Source organism: Hydrogenophaga sp. (genome assembly GCF_965657535.1).
In the GTDB taxonomy this organism is placed as follows: domain Bacteria; phylum Pseudomonadota; class Gammaproteobacteria; order Burkholderiales; family Burkholderiaceae_C; genus Hydrogenophaga.
The window spans coordinates 99,755-122,937 of sequence record NZ_CBFHOP010000011.1; the positions used below are offsets into that span (position 1 = coordinate 99,755).

The window sequence follows — 23,183 nt, forward strand, 5'->3', positions numbered from 1 at the left end:
TGCGTTGCCCCCAGGCTTTCACCTGCAGCTTCAGGCGGCCACGGTTTGCGCGGGGGGGCGGCCCAGGCGCGCGGGCGAGGTGTATTCCTGCCGGTAGATTTCAAACGGCATGGTGTCTGCCGTCTCAATGGCACGCTGGTCGGCCACCGATTGCGCGGCCATGGCTTCAAAGCGGGCTTGCTGCTTGGCGCTCCAGGGCATGGCCAGCAGTTCGGCATGGTTCTTTTGCGACTGCGCACGCGCAAAGGCCACAAACGAGTCGCCATGCGCCTCGCGCACGGCGCTGAGCACGCGGGCCGAGGGCAAGGTGTCGGGCGCATTCAACGCCGCCAGCGCCTGGGCCACAGCGCCTGCGTGGTCGGTGCCGCCATGGGCCGCGTCGAGCGAGTGGGCAATGGGCTGAAGCTGGTCCAGCAGCTCCTGGCCCCACTGGACCAAGGGCACGCTTTGTCCCTGGCGCTGCAAGTGCAGCCCGGGCTCGCGGCCGCGCGCGGCGGTGAGGTGCTGGTTATAAGCCAGTTCGTGAATTTCCTCAGGCGTGTCGCGCGGGCTGTCCGTCAGCAGGCAGTGCATCAAAAACACGTCCAGAAAACGCAGCGTGCTGGCACCAATCCCAATCACCTCGAAGGGGTTGAGGTCCATCAGGCGCACTTCGATGTATTCCACCCCACGCTCGCGCAGGGCGTGCAACGGGCGCTCGCCGGGATAAATGACGCGTTTGGGCCGGATCGTGCCGTAAAACTCGTTTTCAATCTGCAGCAGCGTGGTGGCGAGCTGGTTGTAGTCACCACCGGGGTTGCGTATGCCCAGCGCCTCATAGGCGGGCCAGGGCCGGGTAAGCGCGTCTTGCAGCGAAGCGGCGTAGCCTTCCAGGCCGTTGTAGCTCACGGCCAGGGTGGCCTGGGCTTCGCTCTGGTAACCCAGCCGACCCATACGCAGCGACGTGCCGTGCGGCATGTAAAGCGAACCGCTGGTGCCCAGCGGCTGCAGCTCGTGCTGGCGGCCTTCCACAAACGACGAACACACCGCCGGCGAAGCACCAAACAGGGTGAGCAGCAAAAACGCGTGGCGGCGAAAATTGCGGATCAGCGCAAAGTAGCCATCGTTGTCCACACCGGGCAGCGACCAGTTGTAGTGAATGCCTGAAATGGTTTGCATGCGCCGGCCGTAGCGGTGGCCCAGCCCCATGCGGTAGACGCTCTTGGCGCGCCCCACGTTGCTGGAACCGTAGCGGCCCAGCGGAATGGTTTCGTCGGTGGGCAGTCCACAGGGCATGCTGGAGGCCCAGAGCATTTCGTCGCCGGCCGCGCGCAGGCTGCGCACGGTGAACTGGTGCACTTCACGCAGCTGGTCCAGGCACGCGCCGACGCTGTCGTGTACGCCCGTGATCAGTTCCAACTGGGACTCGCTGTAATCGGTGGTGATGTGGGGGTGCGTGAGGGCACTGCCCAGCGCAGCGGGGTGCGGCGTGAGGGCCAATTTGCCGTCGGGCTGGGAGCGCAGGCTCTCTTTTTCAAGGCCACGGCGCATGCCGCGCAGGCGGTCACCCGCGATGGCGTCCAGCCGTTGTTGTAATGAAGTCATACAGGGGTCGTGTGTCGGGTCCGGGGCCGGAACTTAACACGGTTGGGGTATTTCTGCTGTCGGCGCCGGGTTGCGACTTTGGTGTAGATCCTCTTGGCGGGGCGCTGGTGGCGTGTGCAGCGACAGCGGGGATACGTTGTGGCGCAGCCAGGCCTCCACCTGCTCGGGCTCGTTGCACAGCCGTAAATCGTCAAACGCACACTGGGCCTCGGGGTGGCGTTTGCGCAGGTAGTTCAGCCATTGTTTGAGGCGCCCCGCGCGGTGGCGGCGCTCCACGCGCGCACTCATTTGCACCCAAAACACCTGCAGCAGCGGCGCGATGTGGCCCCAGCTCGCACCGCCCAGCCCCTTGATGGCCAGCGCCAGGCCAGGGTCGGTCACCATGCCACGGCCGATCATCAGGGCGTCGCACCCAGTCACCTCGCGGCAACGCTGGGCGTCGGCCACCGCCCAAATCTCGCCGTTGGCAATGATGGGAATGCGCCGCCCCAGCGGCAGCGACTCGCGCACCTGGGCAATGCGCTCCCAATAGGCAGGCGGGCGGTAGCCGTGGGCCTTGGTGCGGGCGTGTATCACCAACTCGTCGGCACCGGCCTCTGCGATGGCGTGGGCGCATTCTTCGGCGCGGCTGTCGTCGTTGAAGCCCAGGCGCATCTTGGCCGACACCGGCACATGCGCCGGCACCGCACGGCGCACCGCAGACACAATGCGCCCAATCAGCTCGGGCTCGTCGAGCAGCACGGCACCACCCCGGCTCTGGTTCACGGTTTTGGCCGGGCAGCCAAAGTTCAGGTCAATGCCATGCGGCCCCAGGCCTGCGAGCCGGGCCGCGTTGTCGGCCAAGCAGGCCGGGTCAGATCCCAGCAACTGCGCCCGCACCGGCACACCGGCGCGGGTGTAGCCGCCGTTGAGCAGCTCGGGCACCACCCGCACAAAAGCGCGCGCGGGCAACACCGTGTTGGTCACGCGGATGAACTCGCTCACACAGCGGTCAATGCCGCCAATGCGCGTGATTACATCGCGCAGCGTGGCGTCCAGCAGGCCCTCCATGGGCGCGAGCAAGAGCATGGTGTATCGCCTGTGCGTGGTCTTCAGCCAGCGCGGGTGTGCACATGCACGTCGCGCTGGGGAAACGGAATGCCGATACCCACTTCGTCAAAACGCTTTTTCACGCGCTCTTGCATGTCGAAAAACACGGGCCAGTAGTCTGCCGTGGCGGTCCACACGCGCACACGGATGTTGACCGCGCTGTCGGCCAGCTCGCCCACCACAATCACAGCAGCGGGGTCTTTCAACACACGCTCATCGGCCTGCACCAGCGCGTCAAGGGTCTGGCGGGCCAGGTCAATGCTGCTGCCGTAACTGATGCCAAACACCATGTCCACGCGCCGGGTGGCTTCAGTAGAAAAATTGACGATATTGCCGTTGGCCACCGGGCCGTTGGGCACAAACACGGTCTTGTTGTCCGGCGTTTTCAGCACGGTGTTGAGAATCTGGATGGACTGCACGGTGCCACTTTGCCCTTGCATCTCCACGAAATCACCCACCTTGTAGGGCTTGAACAGGATCAGCAGCACGCCACCGGCAAAGTTCGACAAACTGCCCTGCAGCGCCAGACCCACCGCCAAGCCAGCAGCACCCAGCACCGCAATGAACGAGGTGGTGGCCACGCCCAGCATGCTGGCCACAGTGATGACCACCAGCACCTTCAGTGCCAGACTGATCAGGCTGCGCAAAAAACTGCGCAGCGTCACCTCCACCTTCAGGCGCTCCATGTGTGCGTCCACACGGCGGCTGAGCCAGCCGCTGAGCCACAGGCCGACGAACAGCACCGCCAAGGCGAGCAACAGTTGCACGCCGTAAGTGACGGCGAGTTCGGTGAGACGTTCGGATTGCAAAACAGACAAAGGATCAGCCCTTTCAGAACAAGGTGACGGATGATACGGGCGCCCCGCCCAGCGCCTGCCCGGCCAACAGCCGTGGCAACCTAGAAGGGACAGGGCAAACCGCCCAAGGTTCCCGGGAACTGGGACCGCCCGGGCAGGCCCTCATACCCACAGCCGATTGACCATGACCCAGCATCGAGCCAAGTCAGCGCACTCCGGTAACATCAAAGGCTTACCCTTGGAGACCCCGCATGCAGACCTTTTCTGGAACCAAGTTGGCGCTGCCTTTGGCCGCAGCGCTGTGGCTGGCCCTGCCCGTGGCCGGCGCACAGACCATGCCGGCCACGGCACCAACCGCCGTGGTGGCGCCAGCAGGGCCCGCCGCAGCCGCTGAAGCCACACCAACGGCGGTGGCTGCGACCCCGGTCAACGACAAGCGCGTTGGCACCTTCAAGCAGGTTAAGGGCGAAAGCTGGCTCGGCAAATCTGACGCGAGGCGCCCTGCCGCCCCGGGCGATGGCGTGCTTGAAACCGAACGCGTGAACACCGGGCCGCAGGGCGCAGCCACCATCACCCTTAAAGACGGCACCGTGCTGACCATGGGCCCCAATTCGACCATGGACCTGAGCCAGTTCAAGTACGACGCGACCACCCAGAAAGGCCATTTCGCGCTGGATCTGCTGCAGGGCTCGGTGCGCGTGGTCACGGGCCTGCTGGCCAAGATCAACCCCGATCTGTTCAAAATCTCGACCCCCACCTCGGTGGTCGGCGTGCGCGGCACCGACTTCATCGTCGAAACCCAGGCCGCGCAGTAAGCCGGTACGGCACCCGACGACCATCCTTTTCCGACCGACACCTGCCCATGAACCGCTCAAGACCCCTCTTCAACGCCCTGGCCCTGCTGGCCCTGGCAGCCCTGCTGTCAGCCTGCGCCCCGGCCACCCGCGTCACGCTGCTGCCCCAGGCCGACGGCACGCCCAGTGCCGTCGAAGTGACCACGGGCCAGGGCGTACAGCGCATCAGCCAGCCCTACCAGGTGGCCAGCGTGAGCACCCGCGGTGCGCTCAGCGTGGACACCACCACGGCCGACAAGGTGCGCGAAACCTACCCCGAACTGGTGGCCCTGCAGCCACCGGCGCCCGAGCGCTTCACGCTCGAATTTGAGCCCGGTACCTCGCAGCTGACCGCCGACTCCCAGGCGCAGCTGGCCACCGTGGTGGCGCGCGCCCAAGCCCGCGCTGGCGGTGAGATCGTGGTCACCGGCCACACCGACCGCCAAGGCGCCGTGGAAGCCAACGACCGACTGTCGCTGCAGCGCGCTCAAGCGGTGCGTGCCTTGCTCATCGAGCGCGGCTTCAAAGCCGACCTGATCGAAGCCGTGGGCCGCGGCGAACGGGAGCCGGTGGTGCCTACCGAGGACGAGGTGATCGAACCCCGCAACCGCCGCGCCGAACTGCTGGTGCGCTGAGGCCACGGTGGCGGCAACCGCGCCACATCCCTACACCCCATGTCCACCGAACACAGCCTGACCCGCGCATTGCGCGAACTGGTGCAGCAGCAGCGCACCGCTGCCCTGGGCACCGTGTCTGCCGGCGGCGCTCCCTTTGTGTCGCTCGTACCCTACGCGTTGGACGTCCAGCAACGCTGCCTGGTGATCCACGTGAGCGGTCTGGCCGCCCACACCGGCAACCTGCAGCGCGAGCCGCGTGTGTCGCTGCTGCTGAGCCAGGCTGCTCCAAGCGAAGGCCCGGTGCATGCCTTGCCCCGCGTCACGCTGGAAGCCACCGCCGAAAGCTTGCTGCCCGACACCCCCGAAGCGCTGGCCTGCCGCACTGTCTACCTGGAACGGTTTCCCGAAGCGGCTCCCATGACCACACTGGGCGACTTTCGCTTCGTGCGCCTGCACCTGCTGGGCGCCAGGCAGGTGGCCGGCTTTGGGGCCGCCCGCAGCCTGAACGGCGATGAGGTTCGCCGCGCACTGGGGCCCGCACCCTGAACCCCGAAACCAATTCCGCCGACAGGCGCCTGGTGGTGCTGCACGCCGACGATGCTCTGCTGGTGCTGGAGAAGCCGGCGGGTCTGCTGGCGGTACCCGGTCGCGGCGAAGACAAACAAGACTGCTTGAGCGGCCGCGCCCAGGCAGAGTGGCCCGACGCGCTGGTGGTGCACCGGCTGGACATGTCCACCTCGGGCCTGGTCGTGATGGCGCGCGGCATTGAAGCCCAGCGCGCGCTCAGCCGCGCGTTTGAACAGCGACAGGTGCACAAGCGCTACCTGGCCGTGGTGGCGGGTCAGCTCGCCAACCCGCTACCCGACAACAGCTGGAACACCATTGAGCTACCGCTGGCCGTGGACTGGATCAACCGCCCGCGCAGCAAGGTATGCCATGGGAGCGGCAAGCCCAGCCTCACGCGCTGGCGCCTGGCTGAGCCCGCCGCACAAACCCCAGCGACACACACGGGCATCGGCACCCGGGTAGAACTCGAACCTTTCACCGGGCGCACGCACCAGCTGCGCGTGCACCTGCAGGCCCTGGGTCACCCCATTGTGGGCGACGCGCTCTACGCCACCCCGGCCCAGCAAGCCATGGCGAGGCGCCTGCTGTTGCACGCCGTGCTGCTGGAACTGCCCCACCCCGTCACCGGCCAGATGCTGCGGTTTCACAGCCCCTGCCCTTTTTGAATATAAGAGCCCTCAGACATGACGTTGCGCGACATCACCATCCTCACCGGCGCCTCTCGCGGCATGGGCCTGGCCATGGCACGCCAGCTGCTCAGCCCCAGCCGGCACCTGCTGTGCATTTCGCGGGGAACCCACGAAGCCCTGGCCGCTGAAGCCCAGCGCTTGAACGCGCCGCTCACCCAATGGGCGCAAGACCTGAACGACACCACTGGCGCAGCCCAGCGCCTGCAGGCGTGGCTGGCCAACCTGGACGCAAACGCGCTGCGCAGCGCCACGCTCATCAACAACGCCGGCATGATCCCGCGCATTGGCCCGCTGGACGCCTGCCCACCCGAAGAGCTTTCAGCCGCCTTGCGCGTGGGCCTGGAAGCCCCCATGCAGCTCACCGCCGCCTTTTTGCGCGCCACCGGTGCCTGGGTCGCCACAGGCTGGCAAGGGCCGCGCAAGGTGCTCAACATTTCGTCCGGGCTGGGCCGCCACGCCCTAGCCGCGCAGGCGCCCTATTGCGCCGCCAAAGCCGGCATGGACCATTTCACCCGCTGCTGCGCGCTGGACGAAGCCCAACGGCCGCACGGCGCGCGCCTGGTTTCGCTGGCCCCAGGTGTGATCGACACCGACATGCAGGTGCATTTGCGCGCCGGCGACCCCGCCGAATTTCCCGACCTGCAGCGTTTTGTGGAACTCCAGCGTCAAGGCCAGCTCACACCGCCCGACACCGCTGCCACCCGCGTGCTCGCCTGGCTGGACCGCCCCGACTTTGGTGCCCAGCCGGTGGCCGACGTGCGGGACTGAAACCCACCCAGGAGAACCCCATGCCCCCCAACCCCCTGCCCCGCCGCTGCTTCGTTCGCGCCGCACTGGGCTGGGCGGCCGGCGGTGCGCTGTTGCCGGCAGCCAGGGCGCAAACCGAGGCCGATTTCTGGGGACTGCTGCGCGCTGGCGGTTGTGTGGTGCTGATGCGCCACGCCCAGACCATGCCCGGCATTGGCGACCCACCGGGCTTTCGGCTGGGTGACTGCAGCACGCAGCGCAACTTGAGCGAGGCCGGCCGCGAGCAGGCGAAGCGGGTGGGCCAGGCCTTTGAGCGCGAGGCCATCCGCGTGGACGAGGTGCGCTCCAGCGCCTGGTGCCGCTGCACCGAGACCGCCGACCTGGCGTTTGGCCGCCACACCGTGTGGGCGCCGGTCAACTCGTTTTTCAGAGACAACAGCGGCCCCGAGCAAACCCGAGCGGTGCTGCGAGGGGTGACCAGCTTGCGAGCCCCCCGCAACCTGGTGCTGGTGACGCACCAGGTGAACATCTCGTCGCTGACCGGCGAGTACCCGTCCATGGGCGAAATCTTTGTAACCCGTGCCAGCGCGGGCGGCGACCGGCTCCAGGTGCTGGCACGCCAGCTGGTGTGAGCAGCTGAGCGCTGGCGGCCCCATTCGTCCCCTGTTTGACCTGCGACAAGTTCGGTGTAAGGCAGCGGCGCATACCATTGCCTGTTGATCGCACGATCACACACCCAAAACCACCACAAGCAGGAGATACCCCATGAGCAGAGAAGTCGTCGTCGTCAGCGCAGCCCGCACCGCCATTGGCACCTTTGGCGGCAGCCTCAAAGACACGCCCCCCACCGAACTCGCCGCCCTGGTGGTGCGCGAGTCGCTGGCGCGCGCCGGGGTGGAAGGCAAAGACGTGGGCCATGTGGTGTTTGGCCATGTGGTGAACACCGAACCCAAAGACATGTACCTCTCGCGCGTGGCGGCCATCAACGGCGGTTGCGCCCAGAGCACGCCCGCCTACAACGTCAACCGCCTGTGCGGTTCGGGACTGCAGGCCATCGTCAATGCCAGCCAGAGCATTTTGCTGGGCGACACCGACATCGCCATTGGCGGCGGTGCTGAAAACATGAGCCGCGCACCCTACGCCTCGCTCAACACCCGCTGGGGTGCCCGCATGGGCGACACCAAGATGGTGGACATGATGGTCGGGGCGCTGCACGACCCGTTCCACACCATCCACATGGGCGTGACGGCTGAAAACGTGGCCGCCCAATTTGGCATCACCCGCGATATGCAAGACGCGCTGGCCGTGCAAAGCCACAACCGCGCCCAGGTGGCCATTGAAGAAGGCCGCTTCAAAGAGCAAATCGTGCCGGTCATGCTCAAGAGCCGCAAAGGCGAGGTGGCCTATGACACCGACGAACACTACCGCCCCAACTGCACCTTGGCCGACATGGCCAAGCTCAAGCCGGTGTTCATCAAAGAAAACGGCACCGTGACCGCCGGCAACGCCTCGGGCCTGAACGACGCCGCCGCTGCCGTGGTGCTGATGGACAGCAAGGCCGCCCAGGCCCGCGGCCTGCAGCCGCTGGCCCGCCTGGTGGGTTACGCCCACACCGGCCTGGAACCCAAAATCATGGGCATGGGCCCGGTGTCGGCCACGCGCCTGGTGCTGGAGAAAACCGGCCTGAGCGTGAACGACCTGGACGTGATCGAAGCCAACGAAGCCTTTGCGGCCCAAGCCTGCGCCGTGAGCCAAGAGCTGGACCTGGACCCGGCCAAGGTCAACCCCAACGGCTCGGGTATTTCGCTCGGCCACCCGATTGGCGCCACAGGTGCGCTGATCACGGTGAAGGCGCTGTACGAACTGCAGCGCATCCAGGGCCGCTACGCGCTGGTCACCATGTGTATTGGTGGCGGCCAGGGCATTGCGGCAGTGTTTGAACGGATGTAACCCCCCGCGTCGCTTCGCGTCACCCCCAAGGGGGCGATGCGAGCGGCCTGGCGGAGCCAGTTCCGCCGCATCCTCGGCTCGGGCACGCGCTCCGGAGATGGATGGATTCACCTTTGTGGGTCTTGACGGGGGCGCTGACGCTGGAAACACTGGGGCCGTTTGTCTTTCTGCTTCAATCCGCACTCCATGACGCGTGAATACACCTCTGGCGCTGTCTGGGCGCCCATGCTGGCCGAGCTGGAGCGCGGCCTGCTGCAGCGCGACGTGGCGGCGCGGGCGCTGCTGCTGGCCGCGCTGGCGGGCGAACACGTGTTGTTGCTCGGGCCGCCCGGCACCGCCAAGAGCGAGCTGGCGCGCCGCCTGCAGCGGCTTCTGCCCGGCGCGCATTATTTTGAGCGTTTGCTCACGCGCTTCACCGTGCCCGAAGAGCTGTTTGGCCCGCTCTCGCTGCGCGCGCTGGAAGACGACCGCTACGAGCGCCTGACAGAGGGCTACCTGCCCAGCGCCGAGGTGGCTTTTCTGGACGAGGTATTCAAGGCCAACTCAGCCATCCTCAACACCCTGCTCGGCCTGCTGCACGAACGCCAGTTTGACAACGGCAGCCAGCGCCTGCCCGTGCCGCTGGTGTGCCTGGTGGGTGCCAGCAACGAACAACCGCAAGACGACAGCCTGCTGGCGTTTTACGACCGTTTCCTGCTGCGCGTGCCGGTGCAGCCGGTGGACGACGCGCATTTCACCGCCTTGCTGCTGGCCGATACGCCCTGCGCGGGTGGCACCCCGGCCAATGCGCTGATCAACCCGGCCGACCTGAAGGCCCTGCGTGAGCGCGCGCCAGCGGTCAGCCTGGGAGACGCCGGGCTGACTCTGCTGCTCCAGGCCCGGCAACACGCCTGCGACACCAGCCAAACGGTGTCAGACCGCCGCTGGCGCCAGCTGGTGGCCCTGCTGCAATTGCAGGCAGCCAGCCGGGGTGCCCGCGAAATCAGCCCCTGGGACCTGTGGTTGCTGCCTTTCGTGCTCGCGGCCGACCCGGCGCAAGTGCCAGGCTGGACCACGCTTTTCATGCACACGGTCGCACACACCGCGCCCTTGCCGCTGGACGGCCTGGAACGCGCCGTGCAGGCCTTTGACGCACAACTGGACACCGAGCGCCGCGCCCCGCCCGACGCGCAAGATGACAGCGCCGGCAAACTGGCGCTGGCGCGCGCCATCACCCGCCCGGGCGAAGAAAGCGAAATGGTGCGCATCACCAGCGAACGCGCTATGCGCCGCTACAGCCCGGTCCACATTCAAGCCCGTGTGGCGCAGTGCGACGAACTGCTGCAACGCTTGCTGGCACTGCACGGCGATTGGCTGGCGCTGGCGCACGCGGTACTGGCACAGGCCCGCGCGCACCCCTGGCTGCCACCCTCCTGGCTGCTGCAGATCGAGGCCACACACGCCGAACGCTGTGGCCACCTGGCGAGCCTGTGTGCGCAGCACCAGTCCACCCGCAACGGATTTGCCGCTCTGCCGGTGGACGAAGCGTTGACCGCCCTCCCCGCTCCAGTGCACTGGAACGTGCCATGACACCGACGAACGGGCCGACGCCCTCAGCCGCGTCAGCGCCCGAGCCGGTCCAAGCCCCGAGACACCCGGACCAACCCTACCACCAGCTGAACGCATTGCCCCGCGCGCTGTGGCGCTGGGCGGTGGTGTGCAGCAGCGGCACGCCCAGCCACCGAATGCCCGAACTGGCGCATTGGCAAACCGCCCTCATGGACGGTACCCTGCCCGACCCAGCGCACGATTTTGGCGACCCATGGGCCAGCCAGGCGCTGCGTCCCCTGCTGGCCGAGCTGGACCTGCTGACCCTCACCCGCCACAGCCCAGCGCTGACCCAGCAGGTGTTGCAGAGCGTGCTCTGGCACCTGGACAGCCTCATCGACCGGCCCGCCAGCATGCCCCGTACGCAGGCCATCGAGCACATGCAAACCCAGTTTCGCGACAGCTGGGACGTGCAGCGCCGGGGCTGGGAAGAGGCGCTGGCGCTGCTGCAGTCGCTGGGCGACCTGGCGCAGATGCGCTGGGACGATCTGGCCGGCCAGCTCAACCGCCGCGAATGGCAGGAAGCCAGGCGCATGGGCGAGTTGCTTCAGCGCCTGCCTGCGCTGGCGGCTTTCATTGACGGTGTGGGCCGCCGAGATGCATCACGCAGCCAACCACCCGCCCGCCACACCCAGCCCGACCCCAAAGCCCACACACCGGCCGCACGACACCCGGCCGACGAAGCCGAGCGGCGCCCGGAGCCCACCGTGGTGGACGGTGTTCGCCGCTCGCGCAACCTGGCCCGCATGACCGGCGCCGAAAGCCTCAACCTCACCCACCCCGGCCTGCGTCGTTTGTGGCGCGCACGCTTTGCCGAAGCGCAGCTGCTGAGCTACGACGACCGCGCCCGCGCGCCCGCACAGCGTCCCATGCCCCAACCGGACCCGCCAACCCAGCGCGCCGTGCCCACCCACGCCGGGCGCGGTCCTCTGATCGTTTGCCTGGACACCTCGGGCTCCATGCGCGGCGCGCCGGAAAACGTGGCTAAGGCCTGTGTGCTGCAAGCGCTGCGCAGCGCCCACGCCAGCCGGCGCCCCTGCCGGTTGCTGGCGTTTGGCGGCCCCCACGAGCTGCTGGAGCGCGACCTGGCGCTGGACGCCGAAGGCCTTGCGCACCTGCTTGACCTGATGGGCCTCAGTTTTGACGGCGGGACCGACGTGCAGACCCCGATCGAACGCGCGATTGCGCTGGTGCAGACGGCGGGCTGGCAGGAAGCCGACCTGTTGATCGTGAGCGACGGTGAGTTTGGCGTGACCCCCGCCACGCTGCAGCACTTGCGCGAAGCCAAAGAACGGCTGGCCCTGCGCGCCCACGGCGTGCTTATTGGTGACCGGGAAACCATTGGCCTGCTGGAGGTGTGCGACCACCTGTACTGGGTGCGCGAGTGGCGGCGCTACGGCAGCGGTGCCAGCGCCGTGGCCGACAACTTTTCACCAGTCCACAGCCGCAGCCTCACCGCGATGTATTTCCCCAACGCCATACGGCGGTGACACGCCGCGCAGCGGCGCTCAGTCGCCCTGAAACGCGCCTTGGCGGTAAGTGAGCACCAGCGTGTCGCGCCAGCCCAGTGCGCCCGGCTCCATCGGCTGGATCGGCGTGGTCTCATGGATCACGCGCTGGTCGTCCAGCAACAGCAGCGACCAGGGCTCCTGCAGCGTGAAGCGCTGGCCGCTGGGGCCCTCTGCCTCAAACACCCGGCTTTCGCCCCCCTTGATGCGGTGGCGCCCGAGCATGAACACCGCCACCAGGTCGACGCCATCGCGGTGAGCGCCCTCGGGCGTGGGACGGCCAATGCCGTCGGTGGTGTCGATGCGAAAGCTGTGGGCCTCGACAAACCAGGGCTGGCGCCCGCGCAGCGCAGACACCGCCTCGCCCACCTGGGCCAGCAAGCGGCTCCACACAGGCAGCGCCAGGAGCTCGGGCTGCATGGACTCAAACCAGCGCTGCATGCCGCCGTGCAAGGCGTTGTATTCCAGCGGCTGCCAGTGGGCGCGGTGCGGCACCGCACGCACTTCGGCGCCGTCCACCACAAAACAGCTGTGGCGCCGGCGGCGGTAACGGCCACCATCCTTCAGGTAGGCATCGGGCGGCAAGTCGTTCCAGCCAGCGTGCAGGGTTTCCAGCTCGGTGGGCGAGGCAGGCAGCCACTGCTGCACATCGGCGGGGCCCAACAGGGCAAAGCCCCCGGTTTGCAGGGCGCTGGGCACCCCGGACAGGGGCACATAAGGCGGTTGAAATTCGCTGGTCATGGGCCGGCAGTGTACCGGGCCGATGCACCACCCTGCCCGTGCGCAGGCCCATCGCCCGACCAGGGCAAAGGGTTGCGCGCACAGTTACTGCGCTGGATCAAAACGGCTGCTGGCGCTGGGTGTCAAGCTGTGTCTTACCGACACGTGGTGATGACGTGGTGACGCACAGGAGATGGCCATGAGCACAATTGAATGGACCGATGCGCTGGTGCTGGATTTCGAACCCATCGATACCCTGCACCACACCTTTGTAGACCTGCTGGCCCAGGCTCAGCAAGCCCCCGATGAAGCCTTGCCCCAAGCCTGGATGGCACTGGTGAATCACACGATGGCGCAGTTTGAATGGGAAGACGACTGGATGCAACGCACCGGCTTTTCGGCTGCGCCCAGTCACATCCTGCAGCACCGCGTGGTGCTCAACCTGCTGCGCGAAGGGCTGGCGCAGGCGCGCAGCGGGCAACTCGCTGCGGTGCGCGAAATGGCCTTTGAGCTGGCCGCCTGGTTTGCCAAACACACCCAGGCCCAAGACGCTGCACTGGCCCTGCACATGCGACGCAGCGCCACGACGCCCAAAAGCGGCACTGCCAGCCAAGGAACGGCTGCACAGCGCGGCGGCAGGGCGCCGCATTGAGCAGCAACCCGCCGACCAAAAAAACCCGGGTGGGTATGGGGTAAACCATGTGAAATCCATATTCGGCGATGGTTATATTGCTCCGATACGAGGAGATTCCCATGGCCGAAGCCATCCACGCCGCTGCAAACGACCTGCCCGACAGACCCGAGGCGCCAGCAGACACCCCCCAGAGCGACAACCAGCCCGCCGAGGCCCCTCGCGGGCCTTCGGTGTTTTCACTGCCACTGGCCGAGTTGAAGCCATCCGACCCGTTTGAGTGGCTGCAACTGGGCTGGGCCGATTTCAAACGCTGCCCGCGCATTGGCCTGTTCTACGGCCTGTGCTTCTTCGCCATGGGCCATGCCTTGCTGGCGGTCTTTCAGAGCGCACCGGCCTATGTGCTGGCGCTGAGCGCCGGTTTCTTGCTGATGGGGCCGTTTTTGTGCCTGGGCTTGTACGACGCCAGCAAGGCGATGCAGACCCATTCGCACCGCCCTTCGCTGCGTGCCTCGCTGCAGGCCTGGCGGCCCACGAAAGGCACCATGGGCATTTTTGCCGGCGTGTTGCTGATCCTGGAACTGATATGGGGCCGTGCCTCGCTGGTGGTTTTTGCGGTCACGTTCAACACCATGCCATCCACCGAAAAGCTGTTGCCGCAGCTGCTCAACCCGGAAAACATCGGCTTCCTGATCACCTACACGGTGGTGGGTGGCTTCTTCGCTGGCCTCATTTTCGTGACCAGCGTCATTTCCATTCCCATGATCATGGACCGCAAGACCGACGCCGTGTCGGCTGGTCTCACCAGCATCCGGGCTTGCCTGCAAAACCCCGGCGTGATGCTGGTGTGGGGCGCGCTGATCACGTTGCTGATCGGCCTGGCGATGCTGCCCGCTTTCCTGGGCCTGTTCATTGCCGGCCCAGTCATTGGGCACGCCACCTGGCACGCCTACCGGCACATCGTGCCCCATCAGGCATAAGACCCCCACGCTCGGCCATGGCCGGTGGCCTTGCATGAGGTAACCCAGTGCTGCGGCCCGGGACCCTCATCCCGGGCTCCTCGTCTCACCGCTGGTTCAAGCGTTCACATTCACCACCAGCCGCCCGCGCACCTTGCCGGCCAAAATATCGGCACCAGCGGCCACCGCATCGGCCAGGGGAATTTCGCGGGTGATGGACGCGAGCTGCTGGCGGTCCAGCGTGCTGGCCAGGGCCGCCCAGGCGGCTTCGCGTTTGGCCATGGGGGCCATCACGCTGTCAATGCCGTAAAGCGTGACGCCGCGCAAGATGAACGGTGCCACGCTGGCCGGCAAGTCCATGCCTTGGGCCAGCCCACAAGCAGCCACGGCGCCGCCGTACCGCGTGCTGGCGCAGGCGTTGGCCAGGGTGTGGCTGCCTACCGAATCCACCACACCGATCCAGCGCTCTTTTTGCAGCGGTTTGCCGGGCGCGCTCAGGCTGGCGCGGTCGATCACCTCACGTGCACCGAGCGACTTCAAATAATCGGACTCTTGCGGCCGCCCGGTGGATGCAACCACGGTATGCCCCAACCCGGCCAGCAAGGCCACGGCCACGCTGCCCACACCGCCGTTGGCGCCAGTGACCAGCACCTCGCCGCTGCCAGGGGCCATGCCGTTGTCGGCCCAGTGCCGCTGCAAGGCCATCACGCACAACATGGCGGTATAGCCCGCCGTGCCCACCGCCATGGCGTCGCGTGCGCTCAGGCCAGCCGGCAGGGCGACCAGCCAGTCGCCTTTGACGCAGGCCATTTGCGCGAGGCCGCCCCAGTGGTTTTCACCCACCCCAAAGCCATTGAGCAACACCTGGTCACCCGCCTTCCAGCGGGGGTGGCTGCTGGCCGTCACGGTGCCCGCGAAGTCGATGCCGGGCACCATAGGAAAGCTGCGCACCACCGGTGACTGGCCGGTGATGGCCAGACCGTCTTTGTAATTGATCGTGGACCAGGCCACCTGCACCGTCACGTCGCCCGTGGCGGGCAACTGCGCTTCATCCAGTTCGGTCAGGGCACAGCGGTAACCGGCGTCATCGGTCTTGTTGATCAACAGGGCTTTGAACATGTTTTTCTCCAGTGGGTGGGGTTGGGGTTTCTTTCCAGAGGCGCCACAGCAGCCACCACCCGACGCCGGTGTTGGTCAGCGCCAGCAGGGTCAGCATGACCAGCAACACGCCTTCGGGCTTGGCGAGGTGAAGCACCCAAGCCATGGCGGAGGACAGCACGTTGAAGGTGATGACCAACCAGAACAGGGGCTTGCGGGGCTGCCAGAGGCGCTGTACGGAGGGAGCCAGGAAATGCATGGCGCATTGTGCCGCCTCCGTGAACTTGCAGCCCCTCAGGGCGCGGGTAAGGGTTTGGGCTCCTGCTCTTGCAGCAGCCGCCACATCACCTTGCCGCTGCCGCTCTTGGGCAGGGCATCGACAAACTGTACGGTGCGCGGGCATTTGTACACCGCCATGTTTTCGCGGCACCAGTCGATGATGTGTTGCTCGCTGGTCTGGCCGCGCGCGCTGTCGCGCAGCACCACCACCGCCTTCACGCTCTCGCCGCGGTAGGCGTCCTGGGTGGAGATCACACAGGCTTCGGCAATGGCCGGGTGGCGGAACATGAGCGCCTCCACCTCGGCCGGCCAGACCTTGAAGCCGCTGGCGTTGATCATGCGTTTGAGGCGATCGGTGATGAAAAAGTACCCGTCTTCGTCCACCCGGCCCAGATCGCCCGAGCGGAAATAGCGCTGGCCTTCAAACGTGATGAAAGCGGCTTCAGTGGCGTCGGGCCGTTTCCAGTAACCCGAGAACACCGATGGCCCGCGGATGATGATTTCACCCGCCTCGCCCTGCGGCATTTCTTGCAGGGTGTCCGGGTCCACCACGCGCGCGTCCACGCTCATGAACGGTATGCCCAGGCACTGCTGCTTGGGCGCGTCGGGCGGGTTGTTGTGCGAAGGCGCTGCGGTTTCGGTCAGTCCGTAGCCCTCGGCATAGCGCAAGCCGTATTGCTCCCACAGGCGCTGCGCCACCGCCTGCGGCATGGCGGCCCCACCGCCACCAATCAACACCAGGCTAGACAGGTCGTACTGCGCAAAATTGGGGCTCGCCAGCAGGTCGATCACCATGGTGGGGATATTGGACCAGTGGGTCACGCGCCACTTCGAGATCAGCCGCCCAGCGAGTTCGCGGTCCCAGCGCGGCATGACCACCAACGTAGCCCCGGTGTAAACACCCGCATGCATACCCACCACCATGCCGGTGATGTGGAACATGGGCACCACGACCAGCGAAACGTTTTCAGGCGTGCTGCTGCCCCACAGCGAGCCGGCTACGGCGTTGTGCATCAGGCTGGCATGGGTGTGCATGCAGCCTTTGGACAAGCCGGTGGTGCCACTGGTGTAGGGCAACACGCTCAGGTCGTCAGGCTGGCGGTTGTGCTGTGGCGGCGCCTCGGTGCAGCGCAGGGCGTCGGCCCAGTCCACCACGCTGGCGCCCGGCGCGCTGGGCAGCGGGTGCCGCGTGGCAAGCCAGTCGGTCCAGGCAGGAGGAATGTCGGCCTGCGGCCCCATGGCGTCGTGGTAGTGCGCCACCACCAGGTGCTGCAGGCGCAGTGCGTCGGGCAGCTCGGCGTTGGCCTTGAGCAGTTCGCCGGCCAGGTCGGCGGCGCAAATGGCCACCCTCACGTCCGGGTCGGTGATGTAGTGGCCAAGCTCGGCCGCGCGGTTCATGGGGTTCACGGGCACCACCACGGCGTTGGCACGCAGGATGGCGAAATGCGCCACCACCCACTGGGGCGCGTTTTGCATCAGCAGGATCACCCGGTCGCCGGCCTGCACGCCCTGCGTGTGCAGGTGAGCCGCCAGGCGCTCGGCCTGCTCCAGCAGTTCGCGGTAGGTGGTTACCTGGTCAAAAAACACCAGCGCAGGCTTGTCGGGGTAACGGCGCGCACTGATCACGAGGTTGTCCCACAACGAAGTGGCGGGCGGCGCGATGCGGTGCGGCAGGCGCTTGGGCCAGAAGCGGTGGTGCGGGCGCACGGCTTGGGGAGCTGCGTCGGCAGCGTTGGTGTGGCTGTTCATGGGTTTGTCTCCAGCAGCGTGTCTTGTGCGCCAAAGCATACGAGCCACACAGCAGATGGGACAACACGGCATGTCGCCCGTGGGACCACGCAATGTGGCACGGAACGTGCAAGTACCAACGGGCGAACGTGGCTGGGGAGGACTTGTACCGCCATGGTGTTATGAGTTCATTGCATAACCTGCCCACGTAAACCCCGATGCCTTCGCCCTGAGGGCACGGCTACAGTCGCTGAGCGGTCGCAAAGAGCACCCCTGTGGTGCACAAGCGCCGAAATATGTGCATCCAACCAACGTACGGAGAAACCCCTGATGACGATGAACTCCCTGAAGCTGACCGCCCTTGGTCTGAGCGCTGCTGCGGCCCTGGTCAGCCTGCCAGCCCATGCCGGCAAAGACCTCGACGCGATCAAGAAACGTGGTGAATTGATCTGCGGCGCCAGCACCGGTCTGGCGGGTTTCTCGGCCGCCGACAGCCAGGGAAAATACGCTGGTCTGGACGTGGACACTTGCCGTGCCGTGGCCGCCGCCGTGCTGGGTGACCCCAACAAAGCGCGCTTTGTGCCGCTGACCGCACAGCAGCGCTTCACCGCCCTGCAGTCGGGTGAGATCGACATGCTGTCGCGCAACACCACCTGGACCATGACCCGCGACGCGTCGCTGGGCCTGCACTTTGCCGGCATCAACTTCTACGATGGCCAGGGTTTCATGGTGCCGAAGAAGCTGAACGTGAAAAGCGCCAAACAGCTCAAGGGCGCCACCGTGTGCGTAGAAGCCGGCACCACCACCGAGCTGAACCTGACCGACTTCTCCCGCGCCAACAACCTCAACATCAAGCCCGTGGTGTTCAACAACGCCGAAGCCACCACGGCGGCCTATTTCAGCGGCCGCTGCCAGGCCTTCACCACCGACGCATCGGGCCTGGCTTCGTACCGCTCCAAGCAAGCCGCCAACCCGGCTGACCACGTGATCCTGCCCGAGCTCATTTCCAAGGAGCCCCTGGGCCCCATGGTGCGCCGCGGTGACGACGACTTCTTTGCCATCGTCAAGTGGGTCGGCAATGCCTTGCTGGAAGCCGAGGAGTTTGGCATCACCCAGGCCAATGCCGACAAAATGCGCGCCGAGAGCAAAAACCCCAGCGTGATGCGCCTGCTGGGTGCCGGCAACGAAGACACCGGCAAGCTGATCGGCCTGGATAAGGAATGGGCGCTGCGTGCGATCAAGGCCGGTGGCAACTACGGCGAACAGTTTGAGCGCCATGTGGGCCCCAAAACCACCATCGGCCTGCCCCGCGGCATCAACAACCTGTGGAACAACGGCGGCGTGATGTACGCACCACCGGTCCGCTGATTGTTTGCACCGCGAAACCGGGACTGGACTGGCTCCATGTCTCGGTTTTTTTATACCCTCCTATTTTCCTGAAAGGCGGTTGTGAGCACAGTTCCACCTCCTCTTGCACGAAAGCGCTGGTCGCTGAATAGCCGGGCCACCCGTGGCGTGCTGTTTCAGCTGCTAGCCCTGATCATGGTGGCCTTGGCCATTGGGTTTCTGTCGCACAACACCCAGGTCAATATGGCGGCACGGGGCATCCCCAGCGGCTTTGACTTTCTGGGCGCCCCCGCCGGCTTTGACATCGGCGAAACCGTCATCCCCTACGACCCGAGCCAGAACTACGCGGTCGCCATTGGTGTGGGCGTGCTCAACACGCTCAAAGTGGCCATTCTGGGCATCGTCTTCACCACCTTGATCGGCGTGGCCATCGGCGTGGGGCGCTTTTCGCGCAATGGCCTCCTGCGCGGCCTCTGCTACGGCTACGTGGAGCTGTTTCGCAACATTCCCGTGCTGCTGCAGCTGCTCATGTGGTACCTGTTCATGCTGGAGGTGCTGCCACCGTCCAACGAAGCCTGGAACGCATTTGACGGCTTTTTCCTCAGCAAAAGCGGCTTCTCCATGCCTTGGCCCAGCGCGGGTGTGGGTTGGAGCTGGGTGCTGTTGGGCGCCATGGCGGGCCTGGTGGCCGCAGCGGTTTGGCGCCGGCGCATGCTCAGCCGTTTCGAGCGTACCGGCCAGGAAGGTGACCGCCTCTGGGCACCGCTGGCCCTGGTGCTGGTGCTCGCCGTGGTGGGCTGGCTGCTGGGCGGTATGCCGACCCAATGGGACCTGCCAGAGCAGCTGGTTTTCATGGTGGACGGTGGCGCGGCCGCCACGCCCGAGTTCCTGACCGTGTTGATCGGGCTGGTGACCTACACGGCAGCCTTTGTGGCCGAGGTGGTGCGCGGTGGCATCCAGTCGGTCAGCCGCGGGCAAACCGAGGCAGCCAGCGCACTGGGGCTTAACCCGAAGCACACCATGCGCCTGGTGGTGCTGCCCCAGGCCATGCGCGTGATCATTCCGCCGCTGACCAACCAGTACCTCAACCTGACCAAAAATTCGTCGCTCGCCGTGGCCGTGGGCTACCCGGACGTTGTCTCGGTGGCCAACACCACCATCAACCAAAGCGGCCGTGCGGTCGAGTGCATCGCCATCATCATGCTGGTCTACCTCACCACCTCGTTGAGCACCTCGGTGTTCATGAATTGGTACAACGCCCGCAGCGCGATCAAGGAGCGTTGAAACCATGAACACCCACACATCCAACACGGGATTCACCCCCATAGCGCCCCGCCCCTCGCCGGTGCGCACCACCGGTTTGGTGGCCTGGGCCCGGAGCAACCTGTTCAGCAGCATCGGCAACACGCTCACCACCCTGTTTGTGTTGGCACTCGGCATTTACGCCCTGCCGGGCATCTTGCAGTGGGGCGTGGTGCAAGCCGTTTTCGCGCCTGATGCCAGCGCTTGCCAGGCCGCCCGAGGCACCGGCGCCTGCTGGGGCGTGGTGGCCGAAAAATACCGCCTCATCTTGCTCGGGCGCTATCCTTTTGAAGAGCACTGGCGCCCGGTGCTGGCCACCAGCCTCATGCTGGTCGGGCTGGTGGTCAGCTGCATCCGGGTGTTCTGGAAGCCCTGGCTGGCCATCATGTGGGTGGGCATCATGGCGGTGTTCTTTGCCCTCATGGGTGGCGGCGTCATGGGCTTGTCGTCGGTGCGCACCGACCTGTGGGGCGGCCTGCCGCTCACGGTTTTGCTGGCTACGGTGTCCATCTTCCTGGCGTTTCCGCTGGCCATCGTGGTGGCCCTGGGTCGCCGCAGCCACCTGCCGGCCATCCGCTCGGTCTGCGTGGTCTACATCGAACTGGTGCGCGGCGTACCGCTGATCTCGGTGCTGTTCATGGCCTCGTTCATGTTCCCGCTGTTCATGCCGCAGGGTGTGTCCATCGACGTGCTCACGCGCGTGGTGGTGGGCATCACGCTGTTTGCTGCGGCCTACATGGCCGAGATCATCCGCGGTGGCTTGCAGGCCATACCCAAAGGGCAGCTGGAAGCCGCCGACACGCTGGGCCTGAGCTACTGGCAGACGCAGCGCAAGGTGGTGCTGCCCCAGGCCCTGGCCATGGTGGTGCCCAGCATCATGAACAACTTCATTTCGATCTTCAAAGACACCTCGCTGGTCACCATCGTGTCCATGTACGAGCTCACCGGCGCCCTGTCGCTGGCCTTGAACTCCGATGTGGAATGGCGCCCGTTCAAGATCGAGGCCTACCTGTTCATCACCCTCGTCTACTTCGCTTTCTGCTTTGCCATGTCGCGCTACAGCCTGTGGGTTGAAAAGCAGTTGAGCAGCAGCAAAGCCCGCTGACAGCGCACCAGAAGGAACAACAACATGACCGCATCACCCGCTCTTGAACCCATCATCCGCTTCGACAAAGTCAACAAGTGGTACGGCAACGACTTTCACGTCCTGCGGGACATCGACCTCTCCGTGGCCAAAGGCGAACGCATCGTGGTGTGCGGCCCGTCGGGCTCGGGCAAGTCCACGCTGATCCGCTGCATCAACCGCCTGGAAGAGCACCAGCAAGGCCACCTGACGGTGGACGGCATCGAACTGACCGACGACATCAAGGCCATTGACCAGGTGCGCAAGAACGTGGGCATGGTGTTTCAGCAGTTCAACCTGTTTCCGCACCTGACCGTGTTGGAAAACCTCACGCTCTCACCCATGTGGGTCGGCAAGATGCCCAAAAAGGAAGCCGAAGAACGCGCCATGCAGCAACTGCAGCGCGTGCGCATTGCAGAACAGGCCAGCAAATACCCGCTTCAGCTCTCCGGTGGTCAGCAGCAACGCGTGGCCATTGCGCGGGCGCTGTGCCTCACGCCCAAGATCATGCTGTTCGACGAGCCAACGTCCGCGCTGGACCCGGAAATGATCAAAGAGGTGCTCGACGTGATGATCGAGCTGGCCAACATGGGCATCACCATGATCTGCGTGACGCACGAAATGGGTTTCGCCAAGGCCGTGGCCGACCGCGTGATCTTCATGGACCAGGGCCAGATCGTGGAGCAAAACACGCCACACGAATTCTTCAACAACCCGCAAAACGAGCGCAGCCGGGACTTCCTCTCAAAGATCCTGGGTCACTGAGCAAGATCAGCCCACTCTAGACATGGTGGTGCCCGGCGGGCGCAGCCACCACCGGCACCACCTCGTCGGCACGCTGGCGCAGCGCTTCAATGATGTGGCAATGGTCGTCCGAGCCGTCGCAACGCTTGCGCAGTGCCAGCAAGTCTTTTTCAACGGCGCGCAGTTCGGCCAAACGCTGGCGCACATGGCCCAGGTGCGCGTCCAGCGCGGCGCTGGCGGTGGCGCAATCGGCCTTCTTAATGAGTTCCAGCGCCAGCAGGGTGCGTACCGCGTCCAGCGACATGTCCAGCGCGCAGCACTGCCGAATGAAGCGCAAACGGTGCATATCGACATCGCTGTACAACCGGTAGCCGTTGCCGGCACCGGCCTAGGAGCCTGCGCGACAGCGGATGTTGGCGGCGCTCACGCCCGAGCGCCGGGCGGCTTCGCCAATGCGGTGTTGCGGCACTGTGGATACAGGCGCTGCTGGCCAACGCGGGCGTGGCCGTTCTGCTGTGTGCGTTTCGCACCGGCGACGCCAACAATACGCAGCGTGTGGCGGTGCTCGCGCAACGACGCGCTGTCCAACCTCGCAGTCATGGCGGCGGCACTCGGCGTGTTGGGTACCGGCGCGGCCTGGCCCAATCTGGCGGTGGCCGCCATCATGGCCGTGCTGGCGCTCACAGCGGGTCTATCCGTGGTGCGCCAGGCGCGGGCCGAGCTGGCGCAGGGTTCACCGCACCAACCCGCCGAGGCGCCTCAGACCGTGGGAATGCCCCACACCCACTGAACTTTCCGCTCGCGCCTTTATCATCCATATCCATGCGTCACCTGCTGCTCGCCCTCATGATTGCCCTGCTGCCCTTGCGCGCCTGGGTGGGCGACGCCATGGCGGTGTCCATGCTCGGGCACCCCGCGGCCAGCGCAGTGGCCGCAGCAGCACCCCCATCGACAGGCACGTATGCGCACCCGGATTGCCCCGACCACGCCGCTGGAATGCCTTTGCACGCGAATGCTGTATCCGATGGGCATGACAGTGCACACGGCATGGGCACACACCCTGCCGATGCCCTGCAGCAGCCCGACCACCACCAGCACAGCGCCTGCGACGTGTGCAATGGCCCCGCATTGGGGGTGTCGCCGCCCCTGGCGCCTCATGTGTCACAGGTCCACGCCCTGCTGACCTTGCCTGCCGAACGCTTTGCCAGCGTTGCGCTGCAGCAAGGCATCAAGCCACCCATTTCCTGAGCCTTCAAGCCCGAAGTGCGCCTGCCGCAGCCCCAC

24 protein-coding genes and 1 pseudogene are annotated in these 23,183 nt (G+C 65.9%); 17 read left to right on the top strand and 8 right to left on the bottom strand.

What is annotated here, in order from left to right; all coding sequences use genetic code 11:
• Positions 1 to 30 precede the first annotated feature (30 nt).
• Genes gshA through ACTG4K_RS17395 form a run of 3 tightly spaced genes read right to left on the bottom strand, consistent with a single transcriptional unit; the run spans position 31 to position 3,491 of the window.
• A complete protein-coding gene (gshA, locus tag ACTG4K_RS17385; protein WP_439115477.1) occupies positions 31 to 1,584 on the bottom strand; it encodes a glutamate--cysteine ligase in 1,554 nt (517 codons plus the stop codon).
• 33 nt (positions 1,585 to 1,617) lie between these two features.
• Entirely contained in the window at positions 1,618 to 2,652 is a 1,035-nt protein-coding gene (locus tag ACTG4K_RS17390; protein ID WP_439115478.1) for a tRNA dihydrouridine synthase, read from the bottom strand.
• Between the two features lie 23 nt (positions 2,653 to 2,675).
• Positions 2,676 to 3,491, bottom strand: a complete 816-nt coding sequence (locus ACTG4K_RS17395; RefSeq protein ID WP_439115479.1) for a mechanosensitive ion channel family protein — start codon at positions 3,489 to 3,491, stop codon at positions 2,676 to 2,678.
• Positions 3,492 to 3,721: 230 nt separating this feature from the next.
• Between ACTG4K_RS17395 and ACTG4K_RS17400 the strand changes: the two genes are divergently transcribed.
• The 9 genes from ACTG4K_RS17400 to ACTG4K_RS17440 all read left to right on the top strand — a co-directional run bounded on the left by ACTG4K_RS17400 (position 3,722) and on the right by ACTG4K_RS17440 (position 11,950).
• Positions 3,722 to 4,285, top strand: a complete 564-nt coding sequence (locus ACTG4K_RS17400) for a FecR family protein (protein ID WP_439115480.1) — start codon at positions 3,722 to 3,724, stop codon at positions 4,283 to 4,285.
• Positions 4,286 to 4,332: 47 nt separating this feature from the next.
• Complete coding sequence (locus ACTG4K_RS17405) at positions 4,333 to 4,938, top strand: OmpA family protein (RefSeq protein WP_439115481.1); 606 nt, start codon at positions 4,333 to 4,335, stop codon at positions 4,936 to 4,938.
• A gap of 39 nt (positions 4,939 to 4,977) precedes the next feature.
• Positions 4,978 to 5,466 carry a HugZ family protein gene (locus tag ACTG4K_RS17410; protein ID WP_439115482.1) on the top strand — a complete coding sequence of 163 codons (489 nt, stop codon included), beginning with the start codon at positions 4,978 to 4,980 and terminating at the stop codon, positions 5,464 to 5,466.
• Positions 5,467 to 5,495: 29 nt separating this feature from the next.
• Complete coding sequence (locus tag ACTG4K_RS17415) at positions 5,496 to 6,152, top strand: RluA family pseudouridine synthase (RefSeq protein ID WP_439115509.1); 657 nt, start codon at positions 5,496 to 5,498, stop codon at positions 6,150 to 6,152.
• 18 nt (positions 6,153 to 6,170) lie between these two features.
• Entirely contained in the window at positions 6,171 to 6,944 is a 774-nt protein-coding gene (locus tag ACTG4K_RS17420) for an SDR family NAD(P)-dependent oxidoreductase (protein ID WP_439115483.1), read from the top strand.
• A 20-nt stretch (positions 6,945 to 6,964) separates the two neighbouring features.
• Entirely contained in the window at positions 6,965 to 7,555 is a 591-nt protein-coding gene (locus ACTG4K_RS17425; RefSeq protein ID WP_439115484.1) for a histidine phosphatase family protein, read from the top strand.
• Positions 7,556 to 7,688: 133 nt separating this feature from the next.
• Complete coding sequence (bktB, locus tag ACTG4K_RS17430; protein WP_439115485.1) at positions 7,689 to 8,873, top strand: beta-ketothiolase BktB; 1,185 nt, start codon at positions 7,689 to 7,691, stop codon at positions 8,871 to 8,873.
• 186 nt (positions 8,874 to 9,059) lie between these two features.
• Complete coding sequence (locus ACTG4K_RS17435; protein ID WP_439115486.1) at positions 9,060 to 10,442, top strand: AAA family ATPase; 1,383 nt, start codon at positions 9,060 to 9,062, stop codon at positions 10,440 to 10,442.
• Positions 10,439 to 11,950, top strand: a complete 1,512-nt coding sequence (locus tag ACTG4K_RS17440) for a VWA domain-containing protein (RefSeq protein ID WP_439115487.1) — start codon at positions 10,439 to 10,441, stop codon at positions 11,948 to 11,950. Before ACTG4K_RS17435 ends, ACTG4K_RS17440 begins: the two co-directional genes overlap by 4 nt.
• A gap of 18 nt (positions 11,951 to 11,968) precedes the next feature.
• Here the strand turns inward: ACTG4K_RS17440 and ACTG4K_RS17445 are convergent, their stop codons facing one another.
• The gene (locus tag ACTG4K_RS17445) at positions 11,969 to 12,709 is read right to left on the bottom strand and encodes a 2OG-Fe dioxygenase family protein (protein ID WP_439115488.1); all 741 of its coding nucleotides are present in this window, start codon (positions 12,707 to 12,709) and stop codon (positions 11,969 to 11,971) included.
• Positions 12,710 to 12,887: 178 nt separating this feature from the next.
• Between ACTG4K_RS17445 and ACTG4K_RS17450 the strand changes: the two genes are divergently transcribed.
• Positions 12,888 to 13,340, top strand: a complete 453-nt coding sequence (locus ACTG4K_RS17450; protein ID WP_439115489.1) for a bacteriohemerythrin — start codon at positions 12,888 to 12,890, stop codon at positions 13,338 to 13,340.
• A gap of 101 nt (positions 13,341 to 13,441) precedes the next feature.
• Complete coding sequence (locus tag ACTG4K_RS17455) at positions 13,442 to 14,299, top strand: DUF2189 domain-containing protein (protein WP_439115490.1); 858 nt, start codon at positions 13,442 to 13,444, stop codon at positions 14,297 to 14,299.
• 96 nt (positions 14,300 to 14,395) lie between these two features.
• Here the strand turns inward: ACTG4K_RS17455 and acuI are convergent, their stop codons facing one another.
• The 3 genes from acuI to ACTG4K_RS17470 are packed head-to-tail and all read right to left on the bottom strand — an operon-like array spanning position 14,396 to position 17,404.
• Positions 14,396 to 15,397 (bottom strand): acrylyl-CoA reductase (NADPH), encoded by a 1,002-nt coding sequence (gene acuI / locus ACTG4K_RS17460; protein WP_439115491.1) that lies wholly within the window; start codon positions 15,395 to 15,397, stop codon positions 14,396 to 14,398.
• A complete protein-coding gene (locus ACTG4K_RS17465) occupies positions 15,363 to 15,635 on the bottom strand; it encodes a hypothetical protein (RefSeq protein WP_439115492.1) in 273 nt (90 codons plus the stop codon). Before ACTG4K_RS17465 ends, acuI begins: the two co-directional genes overlap by 35 nt.
• Before the next feature lie 35 nt (positions 15,636 to 15,670).
• Complete coding sequence (locus tag ACTG4K_RS17470) at positions 15,671 to 17,404, bottom strand: long-chain fatty acid--CoA ligase (RefSeq protein ID WP_439115493.1); 1,734 nt, start codon at positions 17,402 to 17,404, stop codon at positions 15,671 to 15,673.
• A 309-nt stretch (positions 17,405 to 17,713) separates the two neighbouring features.
• Between ACTG4K_RS17470 and ACTG4K_RS17475 the strand changes: the two genes are divergently transcribed.
• The 4 genes from ACTG4K_RS17475 to ACTG4K_RS17490 all read left to right on the top strand — a co-directional run bounded on the left by ACTG4K_RS17475 (position 17,714) and on the right by ACTG4K_RS17490 (position 21,920).
• Positions 17,714 to 18,751, top strand: coding sequence for an amino acid ABC transporter substrate-binding protein (locus ACTG4K_RS17475; protein WP_439115494.1), 1,038 nt, complete (start codon positions 17,714 to 17,716; stop codon positions 18,749 to 18,751).
• Positions 18,752 to 18,898: 147 nt separating this feature from the next.
• Positions 18,899 to 20,014 (top strand): amino acid ABC transporter permease, encoded by a 1,116-nt coding sequence (locus ACTG4K_RS17480; RefSeq protein WP_439115495.1) that lies wholly within the window; start codon positions 18,899 to 18,901, stop codon positions 20,012 to 20,014.
• 4 nt (positions 20,015 to 20,018) lie between these two features.
• Positions 20,019 to 21,137 (top strand): amino acid ABC transporter permease, encoded by a 1,119-nt coding sequence (locus tag ACTG4K_RS17485; RefSeq protein WP_439115496.1) that lies wholly within the window; start codon positions 20,019 to 20,021, stop codon positions 21,135 to 21,137.
• Between the two features lie 24 nt (positions 21,138 to 21,161).
• Positions 21,162 to 21,920, top strand: a complete 759-nt coding sequence (locus ACTG4K_RS17490; protein WP_439115497.1) for an amino acid ABC transporter ATP-binding protein — start codon at positions 21,162 to 21,164, stop codon at positions 21,918 to 21,920.
• Between the two features lie 16 nt (positions 21,921 to 21,936).
• Here ACTG4K_RS17490 and ACTG4K_RS17495 read toward each other — a convergent pair.
• Positions 21,937 to 22,368 (bottom strand): annotated as a pseudogene (locus ACTG4K_RS17495) (MerR family DNA-binding protein).
• Positions 22,369 to 22,452: 84 nt separating this feature from the next.
• Here ACTG4K_RS17495 and ACTG4K_RS17500 point away from each other — a divergent pair.
• Both ACTG4K_RS17500 and ACTG4K_RS17505 read left to right on the top strand, forming a co-directional pair.
• Entirely contained in the window at positions 22,453 to 22,689 is a 237-nt protein-coding gene (locus tag ACTG4K_RS17500; protein ID WP_439115498.1) for a hypothetical protein, read from the top strand.
• Between the two features lie 32 nt (positions 22,690 to 22,721).
• On the top strand, positions 22,722 to 23,147 hold the full coding sequence (locus ACTG4K_RS17505) for a hypothetical protein (protein ID WP_439115499.1): 426 nt from the start codon (positions 22,722 to 22,724) through the stop codon (positions 23,145 to 23,147).
• Positions 23,148 to 23,183: the final 36 nt, after the last annotated feature.